The organism is Campylobacter sp. MIT 12-5580, assembly GCF_005406235.1.
Taxonomy (GTDB): Bacteria; Campylobacterota; Campylobacteria; order Campylobacterales; family Campylobacteraceae; genus Campylobacter_D.
In genome coordinates this window covers 301,110-319,602 of the sequence record NZ_NXLK01000002.1, presented here as the reverse complement: position 1 = coordinate 319,602, position 18,493 = coordinate 301,110, and the positions used below count along the sequence as shown (strand labels likewise).

Here is an 18,493-nt window from a genome sequence, read left to right as displayed (position 1 = left end):
GAGTTTCGTTTTTTAATGTGTTTTTAGTGATATATTATTTGTTATTTTCAATTTATTGTTTTTAAAAATGAAAAAGCATTATATCAAAAAAAAAAAAAAACGAAAGGGGGAGTTGGGGAGTTTTTGTGAAAAGTTTGGGAAATCTTAAGCATATACCTTAAGTTCATTATACAAGCTATCTCTTTCAACTGGGATTAAATTTGAAGTTTTAATCAGCTCTATAAAGGTATCAAGCTTAGTTCCTCTTGCGCTTTTTGCCCCGCCTGCACTTTGTATGCTTTCTTTTTCTATGGTGCCATCTAAATCATTTGCCCCAAATTCTTGTGCTACCATAGCTAAATTTAAGCCCATAGTCGCCCAGTAAGCTTTAATATTGTTGATATTATCAAGCACTATGCGGGCTATGGCTATGGTTTTAAGAATTTCTTCACTATCAAGCTGGTGCTTGACATCTAAAAAGCTATTATCCTTTTGCCACACAAGAGGGATAAAGGCATTAAAGCCCTTTGTTTCATCTTGCAAGGCACGAAGTCTTAGCATATGATCGATCCTGTGTTCTTTTTGCTCTATATGCCCAAAAAGCATAGTGGCGTTGCTTTGACGCCCCTTTTTATGCCAAAGTTTATGAATTTTAAGCCAGTTTTCACTGCTTACTTTGCCTTTGCAAATTTTAGCACGCACACCCTCATCAAAAATTTCAGCCCCACCTCCGGGCATAGAATCAACGCCGTATTCTATCATCTTTTCTATAGTCTTTTCATATTCTAAGCCAAAACGGCGTTTTAAAAAGTCAATTTCTGCTGCTGTCATAGCTTTGACATGAAGTTGTGGATATTTATCTTTAATCATCTTAAAAATTTCTAAATACCACTGCCAAGAGCGATCTTTGTTATGAGCTGAAACGATATGCACTTCTTTTGTGCCTCTTTGTATGGTTTCATCAACGATTTGCATAATCTCTTCATGACTCATAAAATAAGGGTTTGGGTTTTTTCTATGAGCTGAAAAAGCACAGAATTTGCAAGTATCTGCACAAATATTTGTAGGATTGATATGACGATTAGCGTTAAAATATACCTTTTTGCCATGCAAATCAAGCCTTTTTGCATGAGCATATTTTGCAAGGGTAAAAAGATCTAAATCATAAAGCTTGTAAGCAAGCTCATCATCGATACGTTCTTTGTTTTCAAGTTTTTTTAAAAGTGTAGTCATCATCAGCCTTATCGTTTTTAAAGTGTAATTATAGGCTTAAATTGCTAAAAAAAAGTTTAGAAATTAGAATTTGAGTTTGTGAAAAGAAAAAATCCTCGCTGCAATAGCGAGGAAAAATGGATTAACGTTTAGAAAATTGTGGGCTTCTTCTTGCTTTTCTGCGTCCGTATTTTTTACGCTCAACGCTTCTACTATCGCGAGTAAGCAAGCCTTTAGGTTTAAGTAAGGCTCTAAAATCAACATCCATAGCCGCCAAAGCTCTTGAAATTCCATGTCTTAAAGCCTCAGCTTGGGCATTATAACCGCCTCCAAGCGTGCTTGCTTTTACATCCATTAAAGCTTCTTGTTTGGTTACAAGTAGAGGTTGAACAACTTTAAGCTTAATCGCTTCGTGTCCTCCAAGCCAAGCATTAAGATCCATTCCATTAACGAGAATTTTACCGCTTCCTGGTTTTACCCAAACCTTAGCTACAGCCGTTTTTCTTTTACCTGTTGCGTATGAAATTTTCATTTTTATCCTTTTTTAGCAAGCTGTGCAGTGTGTGGGTGTTCGCTTCCTGCATAGACTTTAAGTTTTTTAAGCATTTCTCTGCCAAGTGTTGTTTTAGGGAGCATTCCTCTTACAGCAAGCTTGTAGAGTTTTACCGGATTTTTTTCAAGCAATTCTCCGAATTTTTCGCTCTTTGTGCTTCCAAAATAGCCTGAATGTCTGTGATAAAGCTTATCTTCTGCTTTATTTGCTCCAGTAAAAGTCGCTTTTGAAGCATTGATAATCACCACAAAATCTCCACAATCAACATTTGGAGTATAATAAGGCTTATTTTTACCTCGAAGTAAAATTGCCACTTCGGTTAAAAGTCGTCCAAAGCGTTTGCCTTGAGCGTCTAAAACTATCCATTCGCGTTTGATTTCGTTTGGCTTTTTTATCTTTGTCATTATTTACCTTTGCCAAAATTTTTAAAAGGAAATTATAGTCAATAAATCTTAATCTAAACTTAATTTAAATAAATTTAAAGCTTTATTTTCGCATTTAAGTTCTTTAACAAGTTTTTAAAGCTCTTCAAAATGGAGCGTATCCTCTAAACAATACGCGATAAAGGCTTTTGTTTGCTTTTTTGTAATTTGCTCTATAGCTTTTTTATACAGCCTTACCTGTTCGTAATGCTCTTCTTTGTGGCTTTGTCCTGTTTTATAATCAATAATAATTGCTTCTTTTTCATCAAGTAAAAGCAAATCAAGCTGTTTTAGTTCGTTTTCAAAGTATATTTTTTGCTCTTTTAGCACCTTTTTATCTTTGATAAGGTTTTGAAAAAACTCATTAAAAATAAGCCTATATGCTCTTTGAAAGACTTCAGCTAAACGCTTTTGCTCAAGAAAGTAAAAATACTCATTTTGAAGCTTTTTTTCTAAAATTTTGTTTTCTTTTGGCTCTTTAAAGTTAAATTCTTGCAAAAAAGTATGAAAAGCCAAGCCAAAATAGCTCTCTTCATTTTTCGCAAAATTTGTATTTGCAAGCTTTTGCAAAGGCACCTTTTCAAAGCGCTCAAGTTCATCTTTTGTTGTAAGGATATTTTTTTCTTCAGTTTTTAAATTTATATCAAGTTCTCCTTGCTCAAAAGGCGTTAGATCAAGCATATCAAGGTATGATGGGTGGTGCGTATTGATGTAATCTTTTTGCCTTGTGATGATGATTAAACTTTCACAAGCCCTTGTAAAAGCGACATATAAGCTGTTAAGATCGTTTTCATAATCAAGTTTTTCTTTATTTGCCAAAAATTCCATAAATTCTTTTTCTTGAGTTTTGTCTCGAATGCTATCTTTAAAATGTAGCTGCCAAGCCTTTTTAAGATCGTATTCAAGCATGATAGTAGCTTCTGCGGCTTCTTTGCTTAGAGAATCAATCAAAATCACATGCTTAAATTCCAAACCCTTAGACTTATGAACCGTCATCACACTCACACCAAATCTTTGCTCGGGCAAGAGCTTTAGCTCACAAGGCTCAAATAAAAGCTCGAAAAAATTTTCTTTATTTTTTGCGTATTCAAAAAACTGAATCAAAGCGATATCATTAAGATCAAGTTTGAGCTTTTTTGCAAGATATAAGGCATTTTCAAGGCTTGTTTTACTAAGATCAAGATGAAGTCTTTTAAAATCCGCATTTTCAAACAAGCTTTCAAGCTCTATTTTATAAAACTCATCGCCAAAAATGCAGTATTTTGCATAAGTTAAAAGTATATGCACGCTTGCTTTTTTCTCAAGAGCAATATTGCTTTGCGTAAAAGCCTTTATTTGATGATGTTTTAAAAAATCCACTATATCATCAGCGTCATTATTTTTCCAGCATAAAATACAAATTTCCTCTAAACTTATGTGCTTGCTTTGTAAAAACTCAATTTGCTCTAATATAGCCTCAAAACATGCGTTTTTAATCTCTTTTGCGTCTTTTTCCTTGCTTTGCACCACGCGGATAAAACCATTTTCCTTACTTGCAAGGCTTTTTTGCGTGATATAATTTTCTTTATAAAGCTTTTTAAAAGTAGTATTGACAAACTCAACGAGAAATTTTGCACTTCTGTAGTTTGTGTCAAGGTATTCTTTTTCAATCTGTTTAAAATCATCAAGCAAGAGGTTAAAAAGCTCTTTTTTGGCATTTCTAAAGCGATAAATACTTTGCTTGATATCACCCACATAAAAAAAGCTTCTAAAGTCCTTTACACCTTGTCCTGAGACAAGTTCGGCGATAAGTGGCTTTAAAATTTCATACTGAATCACGCTTGTATCTTGAAACTCATCGATCAACAAATGCGTGATTTGCCCATCAAGCCTAAAATAAATCAAGTCTTTATCAACACTTTGAGTAAGCAAATACGCCTTTCTTGCTGCGTCGGTAAAGTTGAGTGTATTTTTATCTTTGATGATTTTATCTTTTGCGCGCTCAAAATGCTTTAAAAGACTTGAAAGGCGAGCTATTTTGAAATTTTCTAAAGCCTTAGCATAGCTGTTTAAGGCTTCAATCAGCTCAGCTCTTTTTTGTAAAAATAAAGTATCAGTTTTTACGCTATTAAAATAATTATTCTTAAAATTGCAAATAAGAGGTTTGTTGCAAAGCGCTTTAAAATCCTCTCTTAAATTTTCACTAAAGTTTTTTTGATAATTTGTATTTGTGCTTAAATTTAAAGCATAAGCGCAAAGTGCGTCAAAAGCTCTTTTTACAGCTTCTTTTTCAGCGTGCGGAAAGGCTAAATTCTCACTTTGAAATTCACAAGAGTTTTGATATAAGTGTTCTAAATGTGAAAAAAAATGCTTTTTATCATCAGCTTCGATGATATAATACGCAAGGCTTTGCAAACTTTTGCTATCAAGTTCTTTGATAAATGTATCATACACATTTAAAGCTTCATTACTCATCTTAAAATCACTCATTAAGCCCAAATTTAAGGCAAAACTACGAATAATTTTGATAAAAAAGCTATCAAAGGTTTGAATTTTAAGATTGCTTTGCAAAAACTCACTTTTTCGAGCATCTCTTAAACGCACAAGTTCAGCCTTGCTTTTGCCAAGCAACTCACAAAGTGCGTTAGCGGCTGGATTTTCATCTTCATCAAAATGCAAAAAGGTTTCAATCACCCTTTTTTTCATCTCATTGGCTGCTTTATTAGTAAAGGTAAGGGCTAAAATTTCATTTAATTTTGCTCCTTTTAAGATCAAAGCCACAAAACGAATGCTTAAAGCAAAGGTTTTGCCACTTCCAGCGCTCGCTTCTAAGGCTAAAAAAGGCTTAAAATTCATTTCAAATCCTTTTCATAAAGAGCTGCATAAGGACAAAAATTTGTTTTTTCATTTTCAAAACTTATGGGTTGGGTAAGTTTGCTTAAGTTCAAAAGCTCATTTTCAAGCTCTTCAAGGCTTTTTGTTTTTTCACCCTCAGAAAAACTCATAGTTTTACCCAAATCATAATACACAGCTTTTGCTTCTTTTTTATACATAGCCTTAAAAAGAGCTTGATAAAAGGCGAGTTGATAAGAATGATCAGGAACTTTTCCACTTTTATAATCAATGATAAGAATCATATCTTTGTTTTCATCGATACGATCAATCTTGCCATTTATATCAATGCTAAGCCCTTTAAATTCATAGTTTGCTCTTATATCTTTTTCTAGCTCTATGATATAAAAACCTTGTTTGAAATGCTCATTTTCACTTTTTGCAAAGTGTTTGAATTGAATTTTTAGAAGTTCTTTATCAAGTCTTGAGATATAATTTGCCTTTTCATCAAGCAAGTGCATGAATTGTTCGTAGTCAAAATGCTTTGCGTGAGCCTCATAATACTGCTCTAAAAGCTCGTGTATAAGCGTGCCTTTTTCAAGAGCATTGCTTGTTAAGCTTAAAGCCCTTGCTTCTTTGAGTTTTAGGATATATTTATAATAATAAGTCCTTTTTTGCTCTAAAAAAGTTTTTAAGCGAGTAAAAGATAAGGAATGCTCAAAGATATTATGCTCTAAAACAGGAGCTTTAATAGGCGTAAGATCAATCTTTGCAGGCTCATAATCAAAACTTAATGCCTTAATATAGGCTTTATTTGAATAAGTCGTGTCTAAAATTTGCTTTATATCAAGCTCATCAAGCAAGCGAGATGGAATTTTTTCTTCATTTTCAACATAACTTATAGCAACTTTTTCAGCATTTTTAATCAATCTTTCATAATAAAATCTTTGTAAATTCTCTCTTCTTTCATACGAAATGAGCCCAGCTCTTGCTCTTACTTCGTTATTTAAAAAGAGTTCATTCACGCTTCTTTTTGGGATCAAATCATCATTAAAATCCACGATAATCACGCCTTTAAATTCAAGCCCCCTACTTTCTAAAAGCCCCATAACAGTCACTTCACCACCGCCAACACTACTAAGACTAAGTGAGCTGATTTTCATAAAAAAAAGCTCAAAAAGCTCTTTAAGCGTAAGCTTGTGATCTTTTTGAAGTTGCTTTAAAAAGAGAAGTTCTTGCTTGATAAGGCTTTGAAGCTCTTCATTTTCTTCTTTTAAAAAATGCTGGATCAAATCATAAAAATACTGCCAAATACTTTCTTTTTCAAACTGCTGTTTAAACTCTTTAAAACATTCTATTTTAAGGTATTTTAAAAGGCTATTATACAAATCAAATTTAGTATTTTCATCTTCAAAATACAGCAAGTTTTCATTATATACAAAACCTTCTTCATTTGCCGCATCATACAAGGCTTTGAGTTTTTGGTAAAAAAAGCTTTGAGTAAGAGAATTACCTTTAGCAAAATTAAGCATATTAAGTTTATCATAAGCTTTTAAAAGCTCACAAAAACTTTCATCAGGTGTGATAACAACGATTTCTTTTGCTTTTAATCCAGCTCTTAAAAAACTTGAAATTTTATCATACACAAAAGCAGTTTGTAAGCTTGCAAGTTCAAAGTTTCTAAGCTCAACCTTAGGGCTTTTGCCAAAAAAAGCTTCTTCTTTTTGTATGCTTTTTTCATGAAGTGCAAGTTCGTAATGATGATGAAGTTTAAGGCTGATATGAGAGCATTCAAGCTTCATTAATAGTTCATTTAAAAAGTCTTGATTAAACACGCTGGTATCAAAGTGTAAAACAAGCTTTGTAATCGCGCTGATTTGCTTTAAAATATCTCTTTCAAAGGCACTTAAAAAACCCTGCAAGTCAAAAACTATCTCATCAAAAGAACTTAAAAAATGCGTATTAAGTTTATAATCAAAACTTAAAGAAATTTCATCATAAAGCTCATTTTGTTTTAAGCTTAAAAGATAGTTTTTAAGGATTTCATCTAAAATTTCTAAATGTTCGTTGTATTGTGCGTAATAATCGTTATTTTGAAGGTCTAAAATACTCTTTTTTTCAAGGCTGAGTTCTTTGAAAAAAGAAAATAAATATTCGTGATTTTTTAAAAAGGCGAAAAAATTTTCATTGATATGAAGTTTTTGGCTGTTTTTAGTTTGTAGACAAGCCTTTTGCATTAAAAGCAAACGCTCATAATCACTTGCTTTTCTATAAGGGCTTAAAAGTATTTTATCTAAAAAATCCTGCACGCTTATAGCCTCATCAAGCAAGGTATTTTGTGCGCTTAAACTCTCATAATAAGCTCTAATTTTTCTTGAACTTGCAAAAACAAAAAGCTTCATTGTATCACTAGATTATAAGTATAAAAAGCAACTTGCGTGTCGTTTTTTTGAGCTTTAAGTTTGAGTTGCCATCTGCCTTTTTCTAAATTTGGTAAGGCTATTTTTAAGCTATAGGTGTTAAAGCTTTTTTTAAGTTTATTTGTCAAACTAAAAGATAAAATTTCAAGCTTTGTATCTTGTTTATTTGTGTGCGGGCGAGTAAGTAGGGCTTCAAAGCTTATGTTATGAGCGCTTCTATCCTCACTTATCTCGTGAAGTAAAATTTCAAGTTCAGTAGCCAAGCTTTCAAGCTCATAAAACTCTCGCTTTTTTTTATCAAATTTGGGCTTTAAATTTAAACTCAAGCGATAATCTTCTTCAAAACGAGTTTGTTTTTGCTTGATATCGTTGATATTTCTATCAACGCTTTGGTATTTTTGCATAAAGCTATCATCTTCATACACTGGATAATCAAGCGAAAAAATGATCGTCGCCACACAAGCAAGGATAATAGCAAGGATTGAAAGAAGTATGCCGTATGGCCAAAATGTTTTTTTCTTTGTTTGTGCGTTTGATTTTATATCAGGCATTATATTTCCTTCGTTTGCGTGTTATTTTTCTTTGAAAATAAAATAAAAGTGCAAAGCAAATAAAACCATAAATTCCAATTCTTAGTATATTTAAAGTATCTTTATTGGCATTTCCTATCGAATTTTCAAGTTTAAGATGAAAATAACTTGCGATTTGATCGCTTATGTCTGCGTAGCCATTTAGCAAGGCTGCATTATAAATATCTTTACCTTTGTTTGAAGTGAGTATAGGCAGGATAGAGCCAGTGCCTGAATACGGACTTAAAACAGCTTCTTTATCAAAAAAGCTTAAACTTTCTTTACTGGCGATAATATCGACTTTGTGTTCGCTTTTAGAAAGCATAAGAAGCACAAATGGCGCTGGAAGTTCATTTGCCTTAGTTTCAAGACTTTTAATATCACTTGTATCACCTACTGCAAGAGCGACAAAGATATTTGTTTTGTCATAAAGCTCTTTACCTATAGCATTAATCTTGTTTGTGACTTGCTCGTTTAAAATATTATTTTCGTTAAAAACGACATTTTCAAGTGAAAAGGCTGAAGTGATAAAAAGAAAGGCGGCTAAAAAACCGCCTCTTACCAAATATCTCATTAGCCGATATTAAGATGATTTGTGCTTAAAACTGCCCAAGCAGTAACAACAGCTGAAACAACTAAACCAATCACGATAAGGTATTCTAACGCTTTAGTCATTTTGTATCCTTTATGAGCATATGTTCGCTTTCTTTAGAGCCAAATTGTTTTACTTCACTTGCCTTTTCTAAGCTATAAGGAGCCTGCATAACGCTTTGCTGAGCTTTAATGCCCCAGATAGTTAAACCCACTAAAATAGATATCAATAATATGGTGGCGATGAGCATTCCAGTAACACCAGAAAGCGAAAATACGCAACGATTTGTGTTTTCCATTATCTACCCCTTGAAAGTGAAATGATATACTCGCCAACAGCTTCTTTTTGAATATCATTTAAGATATTTGTATTAAAGCTTGGCATAGTGCCTATAGCACCGGCTTTACCTTTGCTTAAAACCTCAACCACAAAAGCACTTGAGCCATATTGTGTAAGATTAGCAGCCATTGCTTCGCCGTCTATCTTGCCTGTGCCGTCTAATTGATGACAAGCCACACAAGTTGCTTCGTAAAGCTCTTTGCCTTTAGCAACTAAATTTTCATTTTTAGTTGTCTTAATCGCTGAAATTTCTTTAGCTACATAAGCAGCAATAGCAGGGATATCCTCCTTAGCTATGCCTAAACCCTCAGCTGGTGTCATTTCGCCTAAAGGATAATTCATACCCTTTGAGCCTTTTTCAATCACTTCTGCTAAAGCTTCTTCGCTACCCCAAACATTTAAATTCGCCGCCTTGCCATTGATACCATCAGCGGTAATGCCGTGGCATTGTGAGCATTGCACTAGGAAAAGATTTTGTCCCATAGCGATTTTTTCATCTTGACTAAGATTTTGAAATTTTTCACTAAATTTGGCATTGTGAGCTTGCACTTCAGCATTATACTCACCTATCCTTGAATATGATCCAAGAGGGTATCCCCATAAAAAATACCAAATCGTCCAGACTATAGTTAGGAAAAAAATAAGCATCCAGCCAAAAGGAGCATTGTTTTTTTGCTCACCTATACCATCCCAATTATGCTCCATAAGCTCAACTTCACCTTTTTGAGTCTTCATATGAGCAAACATTCTACCCACTACTATAAAAGTAATGGCGATAATGAGTATCGCACCGATAAGCGATAACAAATTTACATTATCTTCTAAATTTAACCATTGCATTACGCACTCCTTTTTTCTTCAACAACAGCGTCATCTAATCCATCTTTAAGGGCTAAATCGGCGTATTTTTCGTAATTTCTTTCGCCTTTTTTTTCTACCCTATAAAGATGAATCCAATACGCATATAAAACAACCACCATAAAAACAACCAAAAAGAAGAAGCCATAGCCTTGAAAAGCTTCCCATTGTTCGTAGGTAATAGAGCTTAAAAACTCACTAATGCCTTGCATACCAAACTACTTTAAGCTGTTAAGATAAGCTATTAGAGCAACTATTTCTTTAATCTCGCCTCGTTCAAAGGCAGCTTTTACTTCAGGATCTTTCATTTGCTCGACTATAGCTGCAGCTTCAGCTTTTACTTCAGCTTGTGCTTCTTCATAAGTTCCAAGTTTAGTTTGTCCTTCTTTATCATAAGGCACATTAAAGACTTTTTTACTTGTCAAAGCTGAAGCATAGGCTGTTTCTATATCAGCTGTCTTTTTAAACATATGTTTGTATGCTGGCATTATAGAAGTTGGCACAACTGAAGTTGGCTCAAACATATGATTTTCATGCCAATCAGCAGTTCTATAATCGCCCACTCTAGCTAAATCAGGTCCTGTTCTTTTTGAACCCCACAAAAATGGTCTATCATAAGCAAATTCGCCACTCACTGAATACATACCATAGCGATCTGTTTCGCTTTTAAATGGACGGATAAGTTGTGAATGGCAAGCATTACAGCTTTCGTTGATATACACTTGTCTTCCAGCAAGTTGTAAAACACTATAAGGTTTTTTGCTATCAAGCGGACGTGCGTTGTTTGCAAAGTCCGGTAAAACCTCGATCACCCCAGCATAAGCAATAACTACAAAAACCGCTACTGCAAAAAAGAATGGATTTTTTTCTAAGAAACTAAACATTTTCTCTCCTTAAGCTGCCATAGGCGAAGCATTGGCAGGTTCTTTTTCAAGGGTTTTTCCTGCGACGATTGATTTGTAGATATTGTAAGTAAACATGAAAAAGCCTACCAAATAAAGCAAACCACCAACCGCTCTAATCCAATAATAAGGGATAATCGCATCAACTGTATCGATGAAAGTATAAAGTAAGTTGCCGTATTCATCAGCAGCTCTCCACATCATACCTTGAGTGATACCTGCTATCCACATAGAAGCAAAATAAAGCACTATACCGGTTGTTTGTATCCAAAACTGCATTTCCATTAAAGATTTGCTATAAAGCTCTCTTTTAAACACGCGTGGAGTCATATGATAAAGTGCTGCCATAGTCATAAAGCCAACCCAGCCAAGTGTGCCATCATGCACATGTCCTGGTATCCAGTCTGTAAAGTGCGCTAGAGCATTTACGGATTTGATTGAAAGTATAGGACCTTCAAGCGTAGAGAACATATAAAAAGTTGAAGCTAAAATCATAAATTTAATCAAAGGACTTTCTCTTAATTGCTCCCACTCACCCTTCATAGTAAGAAGTATATTAATAGCTGAACCCCAGCTAGGCAAAATAAGCACTACAGAAAAAACAGAACCCATAGTTTGCATCCAATCAGGCACGGTTGAGTAGATAAGATGGTGTCCACCAGCCCACAAATACACAAACATCAAGCCCCAAAATGAAAACAAAGAAAGCTTATAAGAAAAAATAGGCTGTCCGCTTTCTTTTGGTAAAAAATAATAAATTTGAGCGATAATCCCAACAGTAAACACAAAAGCCACAGCATTATGTCCATACCACCATTGCACCAAAGCATCATTTGTGCCAGCATACATAGAAATAGAATGCCACCAATTACCAAGTCCGGTTACAAAATAAGTTGGAACAGCCATATTGTTGAAAAGATAAAGCATAGCAATACCTAAAAAAGTCGCTATATAATACCAAAGTGAAATATAAAGCGTTTTTTCACGGCGAATTCCAATAAGTCCAAAAATGCTTACTCCCCAAAGCACCCAAACTAAAACCACAAGTATGTCAAGGGGCCATTCAAGTTCAGCGTATTCTTTAGAAGTAGAAACTCCAGCAAAAAGTGTAATTACAGCAATAACCATTAAAAGCATATAAAGCCAAAAATGAAGCTTACCAACAACCATTAAGAATTTTGACTCAGCCATACTTACCTTAAGAACCCTTTGCCCTATATAATACCAGGTTGCCCAAATTCCAGAAAGCATAAAGCCAAAGATAACTCCTGAGGTGTGAAGAGGACGAAGCCTTGAAAAGGTGCCGTATTCGCCTGCAAGATAATTTAAGTCCGGATATGCCATTTGAAAGGCTATGAGCGTGCCTATTGCCATACCCACTATACCAAACAAAATGGTAGAGAACATAAAGTATCTTGCAACCGTATAATCATAGTTTAATGCATTACTCGGGTGCATTGTTACTCCTTAAAAATTTGAAATGATATGGTATTATAGAATAAAAAATATATATTTTTTCTTAACTTTTGTTAATCAATGATTATCTTTTGAAAGTTTTTAATTAATTTTAATAATTTATTTTAATTTTATATAACAAAGTATCTTAAAATAAGTATTTATCTTAAATTTTTATATATATTTTTTGCAAATTAAATTCATTATTTTGAGTAAAAATGAAATATTTTATAAATTTTTGTAAAAATTTTATTTACTAACGAGAAAATTTCAAGGCAAGATAAAGATAATACACCCCATAAATAATGATAATGCCATAAGCAAGATAAAGATAAATTTTGCCTAGTTTTTCATTTAAAAAGCGAGAAAAAAAGTTTAAAAATAGCAAAGCAGGCAGGGTGAAAAGCCCAAAAACAAACATAATAAGAGCCGAATAAAAAAGATTTTTCTGACTCATACTTAAAGCAAGGTAAAAATACACCAAGCCACATGGCACAAAACCATTTAAAAAGCCCAAAAACATAGCATTTTTATAGCCTTTGAAATGGAATTTTTTTAACATTTTTTCTCGCAAGAAATGAAAGATAAAATTGCGTTCAAAAAAGGCAAGAAAATTCCCACGCACAAACATAGCCAAGCCAAGAAGCACCATAAAAACACCGAGTGTAAAAAAAAGTAGGCTTTGAGAAAAATGACTTATCATATTACCAAAGCTTGAAAACACAAGCCCTAAAAAGATATAAGCAAGTATTCTAAAACTATGATAAGTTAAAGAAAGTAGTAATGGGGATTTTTCTTTTGCATTCAGCCTTAAAAAAGCAAGATTTAATCCCGAACACATAGCATAGCAATGCGTAAAGCTTGAGAGCAAAGCTACGCTGATAAGAGCGAGAAAATCCACACTCACATCAAATTCACAAATTCTTCAAAGATATATTTACTCTCGTGCGGTCCGCTTGAACTTTCTGGGTGGTGCTGGACTGAGATAATAGGAAATTCTTTGTATCTTACGCCTTCTACATTGTCTCCAAAAAGATTGCGGTGAGTGATGATAGCCACTTGACAAAGTTCTTCTGGGACATTGTAGTTGTGATTTTGTGCGGTGATTTCAACCTTTTTATCTTGTAAATTAAGCACTGGGTGGTTTGCTCCGTGTTGTCCAAATTTCATCTTATAAGTTTCATAGCCAAAGGCATTGCTTAAAAGCTGGTGTCCTAAGCAAATTCCTAACATAGGCACCTTAGCTTCAGCTAGCTTTTTGATCTGCTTTATTTCTTGTTTTAAGATTTTAGGCTCACCTGGTCCGTTGCTTAAAAATACCCCATTGATTTCTTTTTTTTCAAAAAGTGAGATAAGTTCTTCTGCCTTGACATTATAAGGAAAGACTTTAACTTCTAAACCAGCACTGACAAGCTCATTAAGTATATTTTTTTTCACACCATAATCAATCACAGCTACTTTTTTACCAGCTTTTTGAGGCAGTTCATAGCTTTGAGTGCGTGCATTCCAAGCTCCTTGCTTGTGTGTATAAGCTTTTTTGGTGCTTACTAGAGCGACTAAGTTTTGTTCTTCTATACGAGCACTTTGCTCAAGTTTAGCTTTAAGCTCTTCTTTGCTTGAAAGCTCGGTTGAGATGATAGCCCTTAAGTTTCCCTCATCTCGTATAAGCTTCACCAAAGAGCGAGTATCTAGCTCACAAATACCTATTTTGCCATGCTTTTTAAGATAGGTACTTAAACTTTCTTTGGCTCTAAAATTTGAAAAGCTTTCATTAAGTTCACGAATGATAATCCCACTTGCAAAAACTTCCTTGCTTTCATTATCATCATCATTGGTACCAACTATGCCAATTTCTGGCATAGAAAAAACGATAAATTGCCCTGCATAACTTGGATCAGAAATGATTTCTTGATAGCCTGTCAAAGAAGTATTAAATACGAGCTCACCAAAAAAAGTCCCACCAGCTCCAAAGGCTTTTGCTGTTAAAAAAATATCATTTTCAAGGTAAATATAAGCTTTCATAGCATACCCTTTTTTTTAAGTTCTTCTTGATAGAGTTTATCAAAGACAAGCTCATATTCTTCAGAACCAGGTATAAGTTTTCTTTTATAATGGCTGATTTTTTCACTCACTTCATCTTCTATGCTCTCATAATTTTTCAAATAATTTTCTATGCTTGAAAAGATAAGATTTTTTACGCGATTTTCAGAAACGCTAAAATTAATAAAATCATTTTCTATAAAATCTTGCAAGATAAGATGAGCAAGGTTATTATGCCTATCTTCATTGTTTAAAATCACACCAAATTCGCCTGCAAGCTTTTTTTTGACAAGCCAAAACATATTTTTTCGATCAACTTGCATAAATTCCATTTCTTCTTCTTGTTCTTCTAAAAGCTCTTTTACGCGTTCATCAAGCTTTTTTTCTTGCAATAAATCAGCCTCTAAAAGTGCTTTTGCGTTATGATTGAGTTTGTCGATATTGTCTTTAAGCTCGACAAAGCTTGAATTTGAGATATCTAAGATGATTTTATTGGCTATATATGGGATATGAGGCATTTTGATACGCATAAATTTTCCTTTTTGTGTTGTTGTGATGAAATTATAAACTAAAATAAATAAAGAAGAATTAAAATAAAGTAAAAATCGAGCAGAAATTTAATAGCTCGTCTATTACCAAAAAAGATAAAGAAGAGATAGGATAGTAAAAAAAAGAAATTTTATTATTATTTACACCACAAAAATAAGCTTTATATTAACTATTATTTTGACTAATCAAGCCTGCTTTGATGATTATTTTTCGTATTTTATAAAGACTTGCTTTTAATTTTTCGTTTTATAATCCTTATTTTAAGAAAATAAAATCTTTTTATATCATTTTCAATTTGCCAACCAAAATAAGGTTTTTTCCTTGGAGCTTGTAAAAAAATGAGCGGACAATCTTTAATCTTAAGTTTCGTACTTTCTTGTTTGTATTCGAGCCAAACGCTAAACATCCATTCTGAAAAAAAGCCAAATATTCTTGCTGTATAGGTATCATAACTTTGAATTGGCACTTTAGGAGCAAGTGTGAAGAGGACGTCAAAAAGCCATTCGCAATACTCAAAGTATAAAGTTTTTTTCATGATCATCATATTTGCCATAGAAGTAGGATACTTACCGCTAAAAACGACTTTATCTAAAGCCTTTTGCATTTGAGGATATTTTTCTTGTATAATTTGAATACATAGATCAAGTTCATTCATTAAATTTAAATGTTTATAATCGTAATTATCTTTCCACCAAGGATTGAGTTTTATAATATCGTATTGTGGAATAATTTTATATAAATTTTCATCATCAAGTTTGAATTTTTTTAAAATTTTTGAATTTAAATTATGAGGATAAAAAATAGAGCCTGAAGAAAAACATTGCAAAAGTCTATATTTAAAGGCTTCAAAAGTAGAAAAGCAAAAAAATCGTCTATAATGAAATAATCCATAATAATCGGCTTCTAGGTTTTTGTAAGCCCAATAAATTGCAGTAAGTTCACAAAAGTTTGGATTAAAGCTCGAAATTTCTTGAGGAAATTTTTTTAGATCCGAAAGCTCTTGCTCTTTAGAATGTAAGCCCCCCCCCATGAGAATCTAAAATATCATCATCTCTTAAAAATTTCACATTTTGTTTTTCGCAGCTTTGTTTAAAATCATTCAAAACTTGAGGTTTTGCAATTTTAGCTCCTACAAAGATAGGTTGTAAAATACTACTAGCTATGAGTGGGGCAACTTTATGGTAGCAAACAAGAATTGTGATATTCATCTTATCTCCCAAAATCTAAAAATTTTATCTTTGGTATAGTTTTTTTCAAGCCACTAAAAAGTGGCTTGAAGTAGATTTAGTGTAGATTTTCCCACACTTTGCGTTTCCAAAGCACAGCAAAGACACTTAAGATCGCAAAGAAAATCATAATGTAAATTCCTAAGCTTTCTCGCTCTTCTTTCTTGCTATCGCCTACTTTTTCAAGGTAAGAAACAACTTGAGTTTGCGCAGCTTCATTTAGCCCAACTCTTGGCATAGCAGTGCCCGGAAGAAGTTTTTGAGTATTGTTGATGAAATTATGTAAATACTCATCACCTCTTGATCGTATCATCATAGAAAGATCAGGTGGGATAGAACCTAAATAGCCTTTTAAGTCCTCTTTTTTTGATGGGCTAGCAAAGCTATCATAACGCATATCATGGCATCTTCCACAACTTTCTATAAACATATTTTTATCTTTAGCAAAGCTAAGTTCTTTAGCGATTAAAGCGGTTTTCTCGCCTTCTGTTAAGTCTTCAAGCTTGGCGTATTTTATGTTGATTTCCTCGCTTGCTTTAGCTTCAAATTCAGTTTGGTATTGTTTGGCTATATCTTTAAGATAGGCGATCAAATCAGCGATATTTGCGTTTATTACCTCTGCTTGTTCTCCTGTAGTTTCAGCGTTATATGCTGTCATGAGGAAAGTGCCATCTGGGAATTTATGATCTACTTTTAAAGCAAGAGCTGGATTTAAGATCAAAGCAGCTAAAAACTTCTCATCATAAATAGCTCCAGCTGAGCTTAGATCAGGTGGGATTACACCTAAAGTTGAGTCTGTAATCGCTCCTTCAATCCCAGCTGTTTTAAGCCCATGGCATGCGATACAGTTTGACATAAATATTTCCGCACCCTTGCTTGAATCACCTTTTGCAAAGTCTATCTTTGCAACTTCGCCCCACAAGGCTTTATTTTGCTCTAGGCTTAACTTTGCTTTATCTACAGCGTTTTGGGCTGAGTTTTGCTTATCATAAGCTGCTTTAAGCGTAAGAAGCGAGCTTTCATTTTCATCAAGCTGAAGTTTAGCTTGAAGCTCTTCAAAAGAAAGGTTTAAGCTCAAGTCTTTCTTTGCTTTTTCAAGTTCATTTTGAGCATTTTTTAAGTCTGCTTCTTTTTGAGCTAAAACAAGTTCAGCAAAGCTGATATCCTCTTGCTCGAAGTTAAAATTTGCCGGCGTTGTGTGAGGTTTTAAAACAGAGTGCGCGTAAGGCTCAACTCCCCAATACACAAGGGCTGTAAAACACGCTACAACTAAAAAGATTTTAAATTCTCTCATTTTACACCACCTTGTTCAAATTCTTTTTGCTCCGCTTTTGTGATAAGTGGTAAGATCACTAAAAGTAAGAGTAAAAATACTATAGAAGCAACAAAGCCAACCCAAGCATTTACGCCTGTTGGAGGCAGTTTGCCATACACAGTTAAAACGATAAGATCAAGTAAAAGCACCCAAAACCATATAAAGAATTTACCTCTTGCATGGGCTGGTTTTACAACCTCACTTCGATCAAGCCAAGGTAAGAGGAAGAAAATGATTTGAGCGATACCAAAGGCAGCTAAACCTATATCAAAGGCTGAGATTGTTGCAAAGCCAAGATTGATATCAAAGAAAAAGCCTCTTAAAACCTCATAACTCCACAAAAAATACCATTCTGGATAAATATGAGCTGGTGTTTTTAAAGAATCAGCTGGATCAAAGTTGATTGGATCCATCGCAAAGCCGAATTTAAAGCTTACGAGATAGAAAAAGAAAATCATAAATAAGCTTATATACATAAAGTCCTTACTTAAAAAAGCAGGCCAAAAAGGAATGACTTTTGAGCCTTTAGTATCGCCATTTTTGTATTTTTCAGCTTCTATGTCAAAGTCAAGTTCTTCTGCGATTTCATTATTAACATGTGGGATTCTTAAAGAATAAAAGTGAAAGACTATAATCATAATGATAACGATAGGAAGTAAGCATACATGAAGCATAAAAAAGCGAGTTAAGGTTGGATCACTTACCGCATAATCCCCTCTAATCCAAACAACCAAAGCATCACCTATAAAAGGCACACCGCCAAAAAGATTAGTAATAACCTGAGCCGCCCAGTAACTCATCTGTCCCCAAGGAAGCATATAACCACTAAAGGCTTCAGCTGAAAATACCACAAATAAAAGCATACCGCTTAGCCAAATCATCTCCCTGCCTCTTTTATAAGAACCATAATAAATTCCTGTAAGCATGTGTATATAGATGATTAAAAAGATCACAGAAGCAGCAACGCCATGCATATGACGCCAAAGCCAGCCGTATTCAACCTCTTGCATAATGGTTTTATTCACGCTATCAAAGGCTAAAGCAGTATCTGGTTTATAATACATCACCAAAAGCAAGCCTGTTACAAAGAGTATGGTAAAAAGCACGGTTAAAATCACACCCATAGCCCAAAGGAAGTTGATTTGCTTTGGTATCCAATACTCTATCATTAAGACATTCATTAATTTTTTTACAGCCAAACGTTGATCAAGCCAATCAACAAAACCTTCAGCTTTTCTAATATGAGCCATC

The 18,493-nt window shown here is 33.8% G+C and carries 20 protein-coding genes; all 20 read right to left on the bottom strand.

All coding sequences use genetic code 11. The features are described from left to right. Nucleotides 1-144: 144 nt before the first annotated feature. Nucleotides 145-1,212, bottom strand: a complete 1,068-nt coding sequence (gene mqnE, locus CQA38_RS03605; RefSeq protein ID WP_137632616.1) for an aminofutalosine synthase MqnE — start codon at nucleotides 1,210-1,212, stop codon at nucleotides 145-147. Nucleotides 1,213-1,333: 121 nt separating this feature from the next. Continuing rightward, on the bottom strand, nucleotides 1,334-1,723 hold the full coding sequence (gene rpsI, locus CQA38_RS03600) for a 30S ribosomal protein S9 (RefSeq protein ID WP_137632615.1): 390 nt from the start codon (nucleotides 1,721-1,723) through the stop codon (nucleotides 1,334-1,336). Nucleotides 1,724-1,725: 2 nt separating this feature from the next. After that, the gene (rplM, locus tag CQA38_RS03595) at nucleotides 1,726-2,148 is read right to left on the bottom strand and encodes a 50S ribosomal protein L13 (protein ID WP_034903490.1); all 423 of its coding nucleotides are present in this window, start codon (nucleotides 2,146-2,148) and stop codon (nucleotides 1,726-1,728) included. 114 nt (nucleotides 2,149-2,262) lie between these two features. Then, a complete protein-coding gene (locus CQA38_RS03590) occupies nucleotides 2,263-5,001 on the bottom strand; it encodes a RecB-like helicase (RefSeq protein ID WP_137632614.1) in 2,739 nt (912 codons plus the stop codon). Further along, nucleotides 4,998-7,379 (bottom strand): PD-(D/E)XK nuclease family protein, encoded by a 2,382-nt coding sequence (locus tag CQA38_RS03585; protein ID WP_137632613.1) that lies wholly within the window; start codon nucleotides 7,377-7,379, stop codon nucleotides 4,998-5,000. Before CQA38_RS03585 ends, CQA38_RS03590 begins: the two co-directional genes overlap by 4 nt. Beyond that, entirely contained in the window at nucleotides 7,376-7,948 is a 573-nt protein-coding gene (locus CQA38_RS03580; protein ID WP_137632612.1) for a FixH family protein, read from the bottom strand. The genes CQA38_RS03585 and CQA38_RS03580 overlap by 4 nt, the downstream gene beginning before the upstream one ends. Beyond that, nucleotides 7,941-8,540, bottom strand: a complete 600-nt coding sequence (locus CQA38_RS03575) for a hypothetical protein (RefSeq protein ID WP_137632611.1) — start codon at nucleotides 8,538-8,540, stop codon at nucleotides 7,941-7,943. The genes CQA38_RS03580 and CQA38_RS03575 overlap by 8 nt, the downstream gene beginning before the upstream one ends. Further along, nucleotides 8,540-8,641, bottom strand: a complete 102-nt coding sequence (locus tag CQA38_RS09365) for a hypothetical protein (RefSeq protein ID WP_238386964.1) — start codon at nucleotides 8,639-8,641, stop codon at nucleotides 8,540-8,542. Before CQA38_RS09365 ends, CQA38_RS03575 begins: the two co-directional genes overlap by 1 nt. Then, the gene (locus CQA38_RS03570; RefSeq protein ID WP_137632610.1) at nucleotides 8,638-8,856 is read right to left on the bottom strand and encodes a DUF4006 family protein; all 219 of its coding nucleotides are present in this window, start codon (nucleotides 8,854-8,856) and stop codon (nucleotides 8,638-8,640) included. Before CQA38_RS03570 ends, CQA38_RS09365 begins: the two co-directional genes overlap by 4 nt. Beyond that, nucleotides 8,856-9,737: a c-type cytochrome gene (locus tag CQA38_RS03565; protein WP_137632609.1), complete on the bottom strand. Its 882-nt coding sequence runs from the start codon at nucleotides 9,735-9,737 to the stop codon at nucleotides 8,856-8,858. The genes CQA38_RS03570 and CQA38_RS03565 overlap by 1 nt, the downstream gene beginning before the upstream one ends. Further along, complete coding sequence (locus tag CQA38_RS03560) at nucleotides 9,737-9,967, bottom strand: cytochrome c oxidase, cbb3-type, CcoQ subunit (protein ID WP_137632608.1); 231 nt, start codon at nucleotides 9,965-9,967, stop codon at nucleotides 9,737-9,739. The genes CQA38_RS03565 and CQA38_RS03560 overlap by 1 nt, the downstream gene beginning before the upstream one ends. 6 nt (nucleotides 9,968-9,973) lie before the next feature. After that, nucleotides 9,974-10,639 carry a cytochrome-c oxidase, cbb3-type subunit II gene (gene ccoO / locus CQA38_RS03555; RefSeq protein WP_137632607.1) on the bottom strand — a complete coding sequence of 222 codons (666 nt, stop codon included), beginning with the start codon at nucleotides 10,637-10,639 and terminating at the stop codon, nucleotides 9,974-9,976. A 9-nt stretch (nucleotides 10,640-10,648) separates the two neighbouring features. Beyond that, nucleotides 10,649-12,115, bottom strand: a complete 1,467-nt coding sequence (gene ccoN, locus CQA38_RS03550; protein ID WP_137632606.1) for a cytochrome-c oxidase, cbb3-type subunit I — start codon at nucleotides 12,113-12,115, stop codon at nucleotides 10,649-10,651. Between the two features lie 253 nt (nucleotides 12,116-12,368). After that, nucleotides 12,369-13,019, bottom strand: coding sequence for a sulfite exporter TauE/SafE family protein (locus CQA38_RS03545; RefSeq protein ID WP_137632605.1), 651 nt, complete (start codon nucleotides 13,017-13,019; stop codon nucleotides 12,369-12,371). Next, the gene (gene carA / locus CQA38_RS03540; protein ID WP_137632604.1) at nucleotides 13,016-14,134 is read right to left on the bottom strand and encodes a glutamine-hydrolyzing carbamoyl-phosphate synthase small subunit; all 1,119 of its coding nucleotides are present in this window, start codon (nucleotides 14,132-14,134) and stop codon (nucleotides 13,016-13,018) included. The genes CQA38_RS03545 and carA overlap by 4 nt, the downstream gene beginning before the upstream one ends. After that, complete coding sequence (locus tag CQA38_RS03535; protein ID WP_137632603.1) at nucleotides 14,131-14,682, bottom strand: DUF507 family protein; 552 nt, start codon at nucleotides 14,680-14,682, stop codon at nucleotides 14,131-14,133. The genes carA and CQA38_RS03535 overlap by 4 nt, the downstream gene beginning before the upstream one ends. 236 nt (nucleotides 14,683-14,918) lie before the next feature. Next, nucleotides 14,919-15,731, bottom strand: coding sequence for a DUF4422 domain-containing protein (locus tag CQA38_RS03530; protein ID WP_137632602.1), 813 nt, complete (start codon nucleotides 15,729-15,731; stop codon nucleotides 14,919-14,921). Next, complete coding sequence (locus tag CQA38_RS03525; protein ID WP_137632601.1) at nucleotides 15,709-15,909, bottom strand: hypothetical protein; 201 nt, start codon at nucleotides 15,907-15,909, stop codon at nucleotides 15,709-15,711. The genes CQA38_RS03530 and CQA38_RS03525 overlap by 23 nt, the downstream gene beginning before the upstream one ends. 76 nt (nucleotides 15,910-15,985) lie before the next feature. Further along, a complete protein-coding gene (locus CQA38_RS03520) occupies nucleotides 15,986-17,221 on the bottom strand; it encodes a c-type cytochrome (RefSeq protein ID WP_137632600.1) in 1,236 nt (411 codons plus the stop codon). Further along, a complete protein-coding gene (locus CQA38_RS03515; protein ID WP_137632599.1) occupies nucleotides 17,218-18,492 on the bottom strand; it encodes a cytochrome bc complex cytochrome b subunit in 1,275 nt (424 codons plus the stop codon). Before CQA38_RS03515 ends, CQA38_RS03520 begins: the two co-directional genes overlap by 4 nt. Nucleotide 18,493: the final 1 nt, after the last annotated feature.

What these genes read in the sequence shown, in the direction of transcription:
- carA (WP_137632604.1), bottom strand. Translation starts at nt 14,134, where the DNA reads ATGAAAGCTTATATTTACCTTGAAAATGATATTTTTTTAACAGCAAAA.
- CQA38_RS03565 (WP_137632609.1), bottom strand. Translation starts at nt 9,737, where the DNA reads ATGCAATGGTTAAATTTAGAAGATAATGTAAATTTGTTATCGCTTATC.
- CQA38_RS09365 (WP_238386964.1), bottom strand. Translation starts at nt 8,641, where the DNA reads ATGACTAAAGCGTTAGAATACCTTATCGTGATTGGTTTAGTTGTTTCA.
- rpsI (WP_137632615.1), bottom strand. Translation starts at nt 1,723, where the DNA reads ATGAAAATTTCATACGCAACAGGTAAAAGAAAAACGGCTGTAGCTAAG.
- CQA38_RS03585 (WP_137632613.1), bottom strand. Translation starts at nt 7,379, where the DNA reads ATGAAGCTTTTTGTTTTTGCAAGTTCAAGAAAAATTAGAGCTTATTAT.
- CQA38_RS03515 (WP_137632599.1), bottom strand. Translation starts at nt 18,492, where the DNA reads ATGGCTCATATTAGAAAAGCTGAAGGTTTTGTTGATTGGCTTGATCAA.
- rplM (WP_034903490.1), bottom strand. Translation starts at nt 2,148, where the DNA reads ATGACAAAGATAAAAAAGCCAAACGAAATCAAACGCGAATGGATAGTT.
- mqnE (WP_137632616.1), bottom strand. Translation starts at nt 1,212, where the DNA reads ATGACTACACTTTTAAAAAAACTTGAAAACAAAGAACGTATCGATGAT.
- CQA38_RS03530 (WP_137632602.1), bottom strand. Translation starts at nt 15,731, where the DNA reads ATGGGGGGGGGCTTACATTCTAAAGAGCAAGAGCTTTCGGATCTAAAA.
- CQA38_RS03575 (WP_137632611.1), bottom strand. Translation starts at nt 8,540, where the DNA reads ATGAGATATTTGGTAAGAGGCGGTTTTTTAGCCGCCTTTCTTTTTATC.
- CQA38_RS03580 (WP_137632612.1), bottom strand. Translation starts at nt 7,948, where the DNA reads ATGCCTGATATAAAATCAAACGCACAAACAAAGAAAAAAACATTTTGG.
- CQA38_RS03520 (WP_137632600.1), bottom strand. Translation starts at nt 17,221, where the DNA reads ATGAGAGAATTTAAAATCTTTTTAGTTGTAGCGTGTTTTACAGCCCTT.
- CQA38_RS03535 (WP_137632603.1), bottom strand. Translation starts at nt 14,682, where the DNA reads ATGCGTATCAAAATGCCTCATATCCCATATATAGCCAATAAAATCATC.
- CQA38_RS03570 (WP_137632610.1), bottom strand. Translation starts at nt 8,856, where the DNA reads ATGGAAAACACAAATCGTTGCGTATTTTCGCTTTCTGGTGTTACTGGA.
- CQA38_RS03560 (WP_137632608.1), bottom strand. Translation starts at nt 9,967, where the DNA reads ATGCAAGGCATTAGTGAGTTTTTAAGCTCTATTACCTACGAACAATGG.
- ccoO (WP_137632607.1), bottom strand. Translation starts at nt 10,639, where the DNA reads ATGTTTAGTTTCTTAGAAAAAAATCCATTCTTTTTTGCAGTAGCGGTT.
- CQA38_RS03525 (WP_137632601.1), bottom strand. Translation starts at nt 15,909, where the DNA reads ATGAATATCACAATTCTTGTTTGCTACCATAAAGTTGCCCCACTCATA.
- ccoN (WP_137632606.1), bottom strand. Translation starts at nt 12,115, where the DNA reads ATGCACCCGAGTAATGCATTAAACTATGATTATACGGTTGCAAGATAC.
- CQA38_RS03590 (WP_137632614.1), bottom strand. Translation starts at nt 5,001, where the DNA reads ATGAATTTTAAGCCTTTTTTAGCCTTAGAAGCGAGCGCTGGAAGTGGC.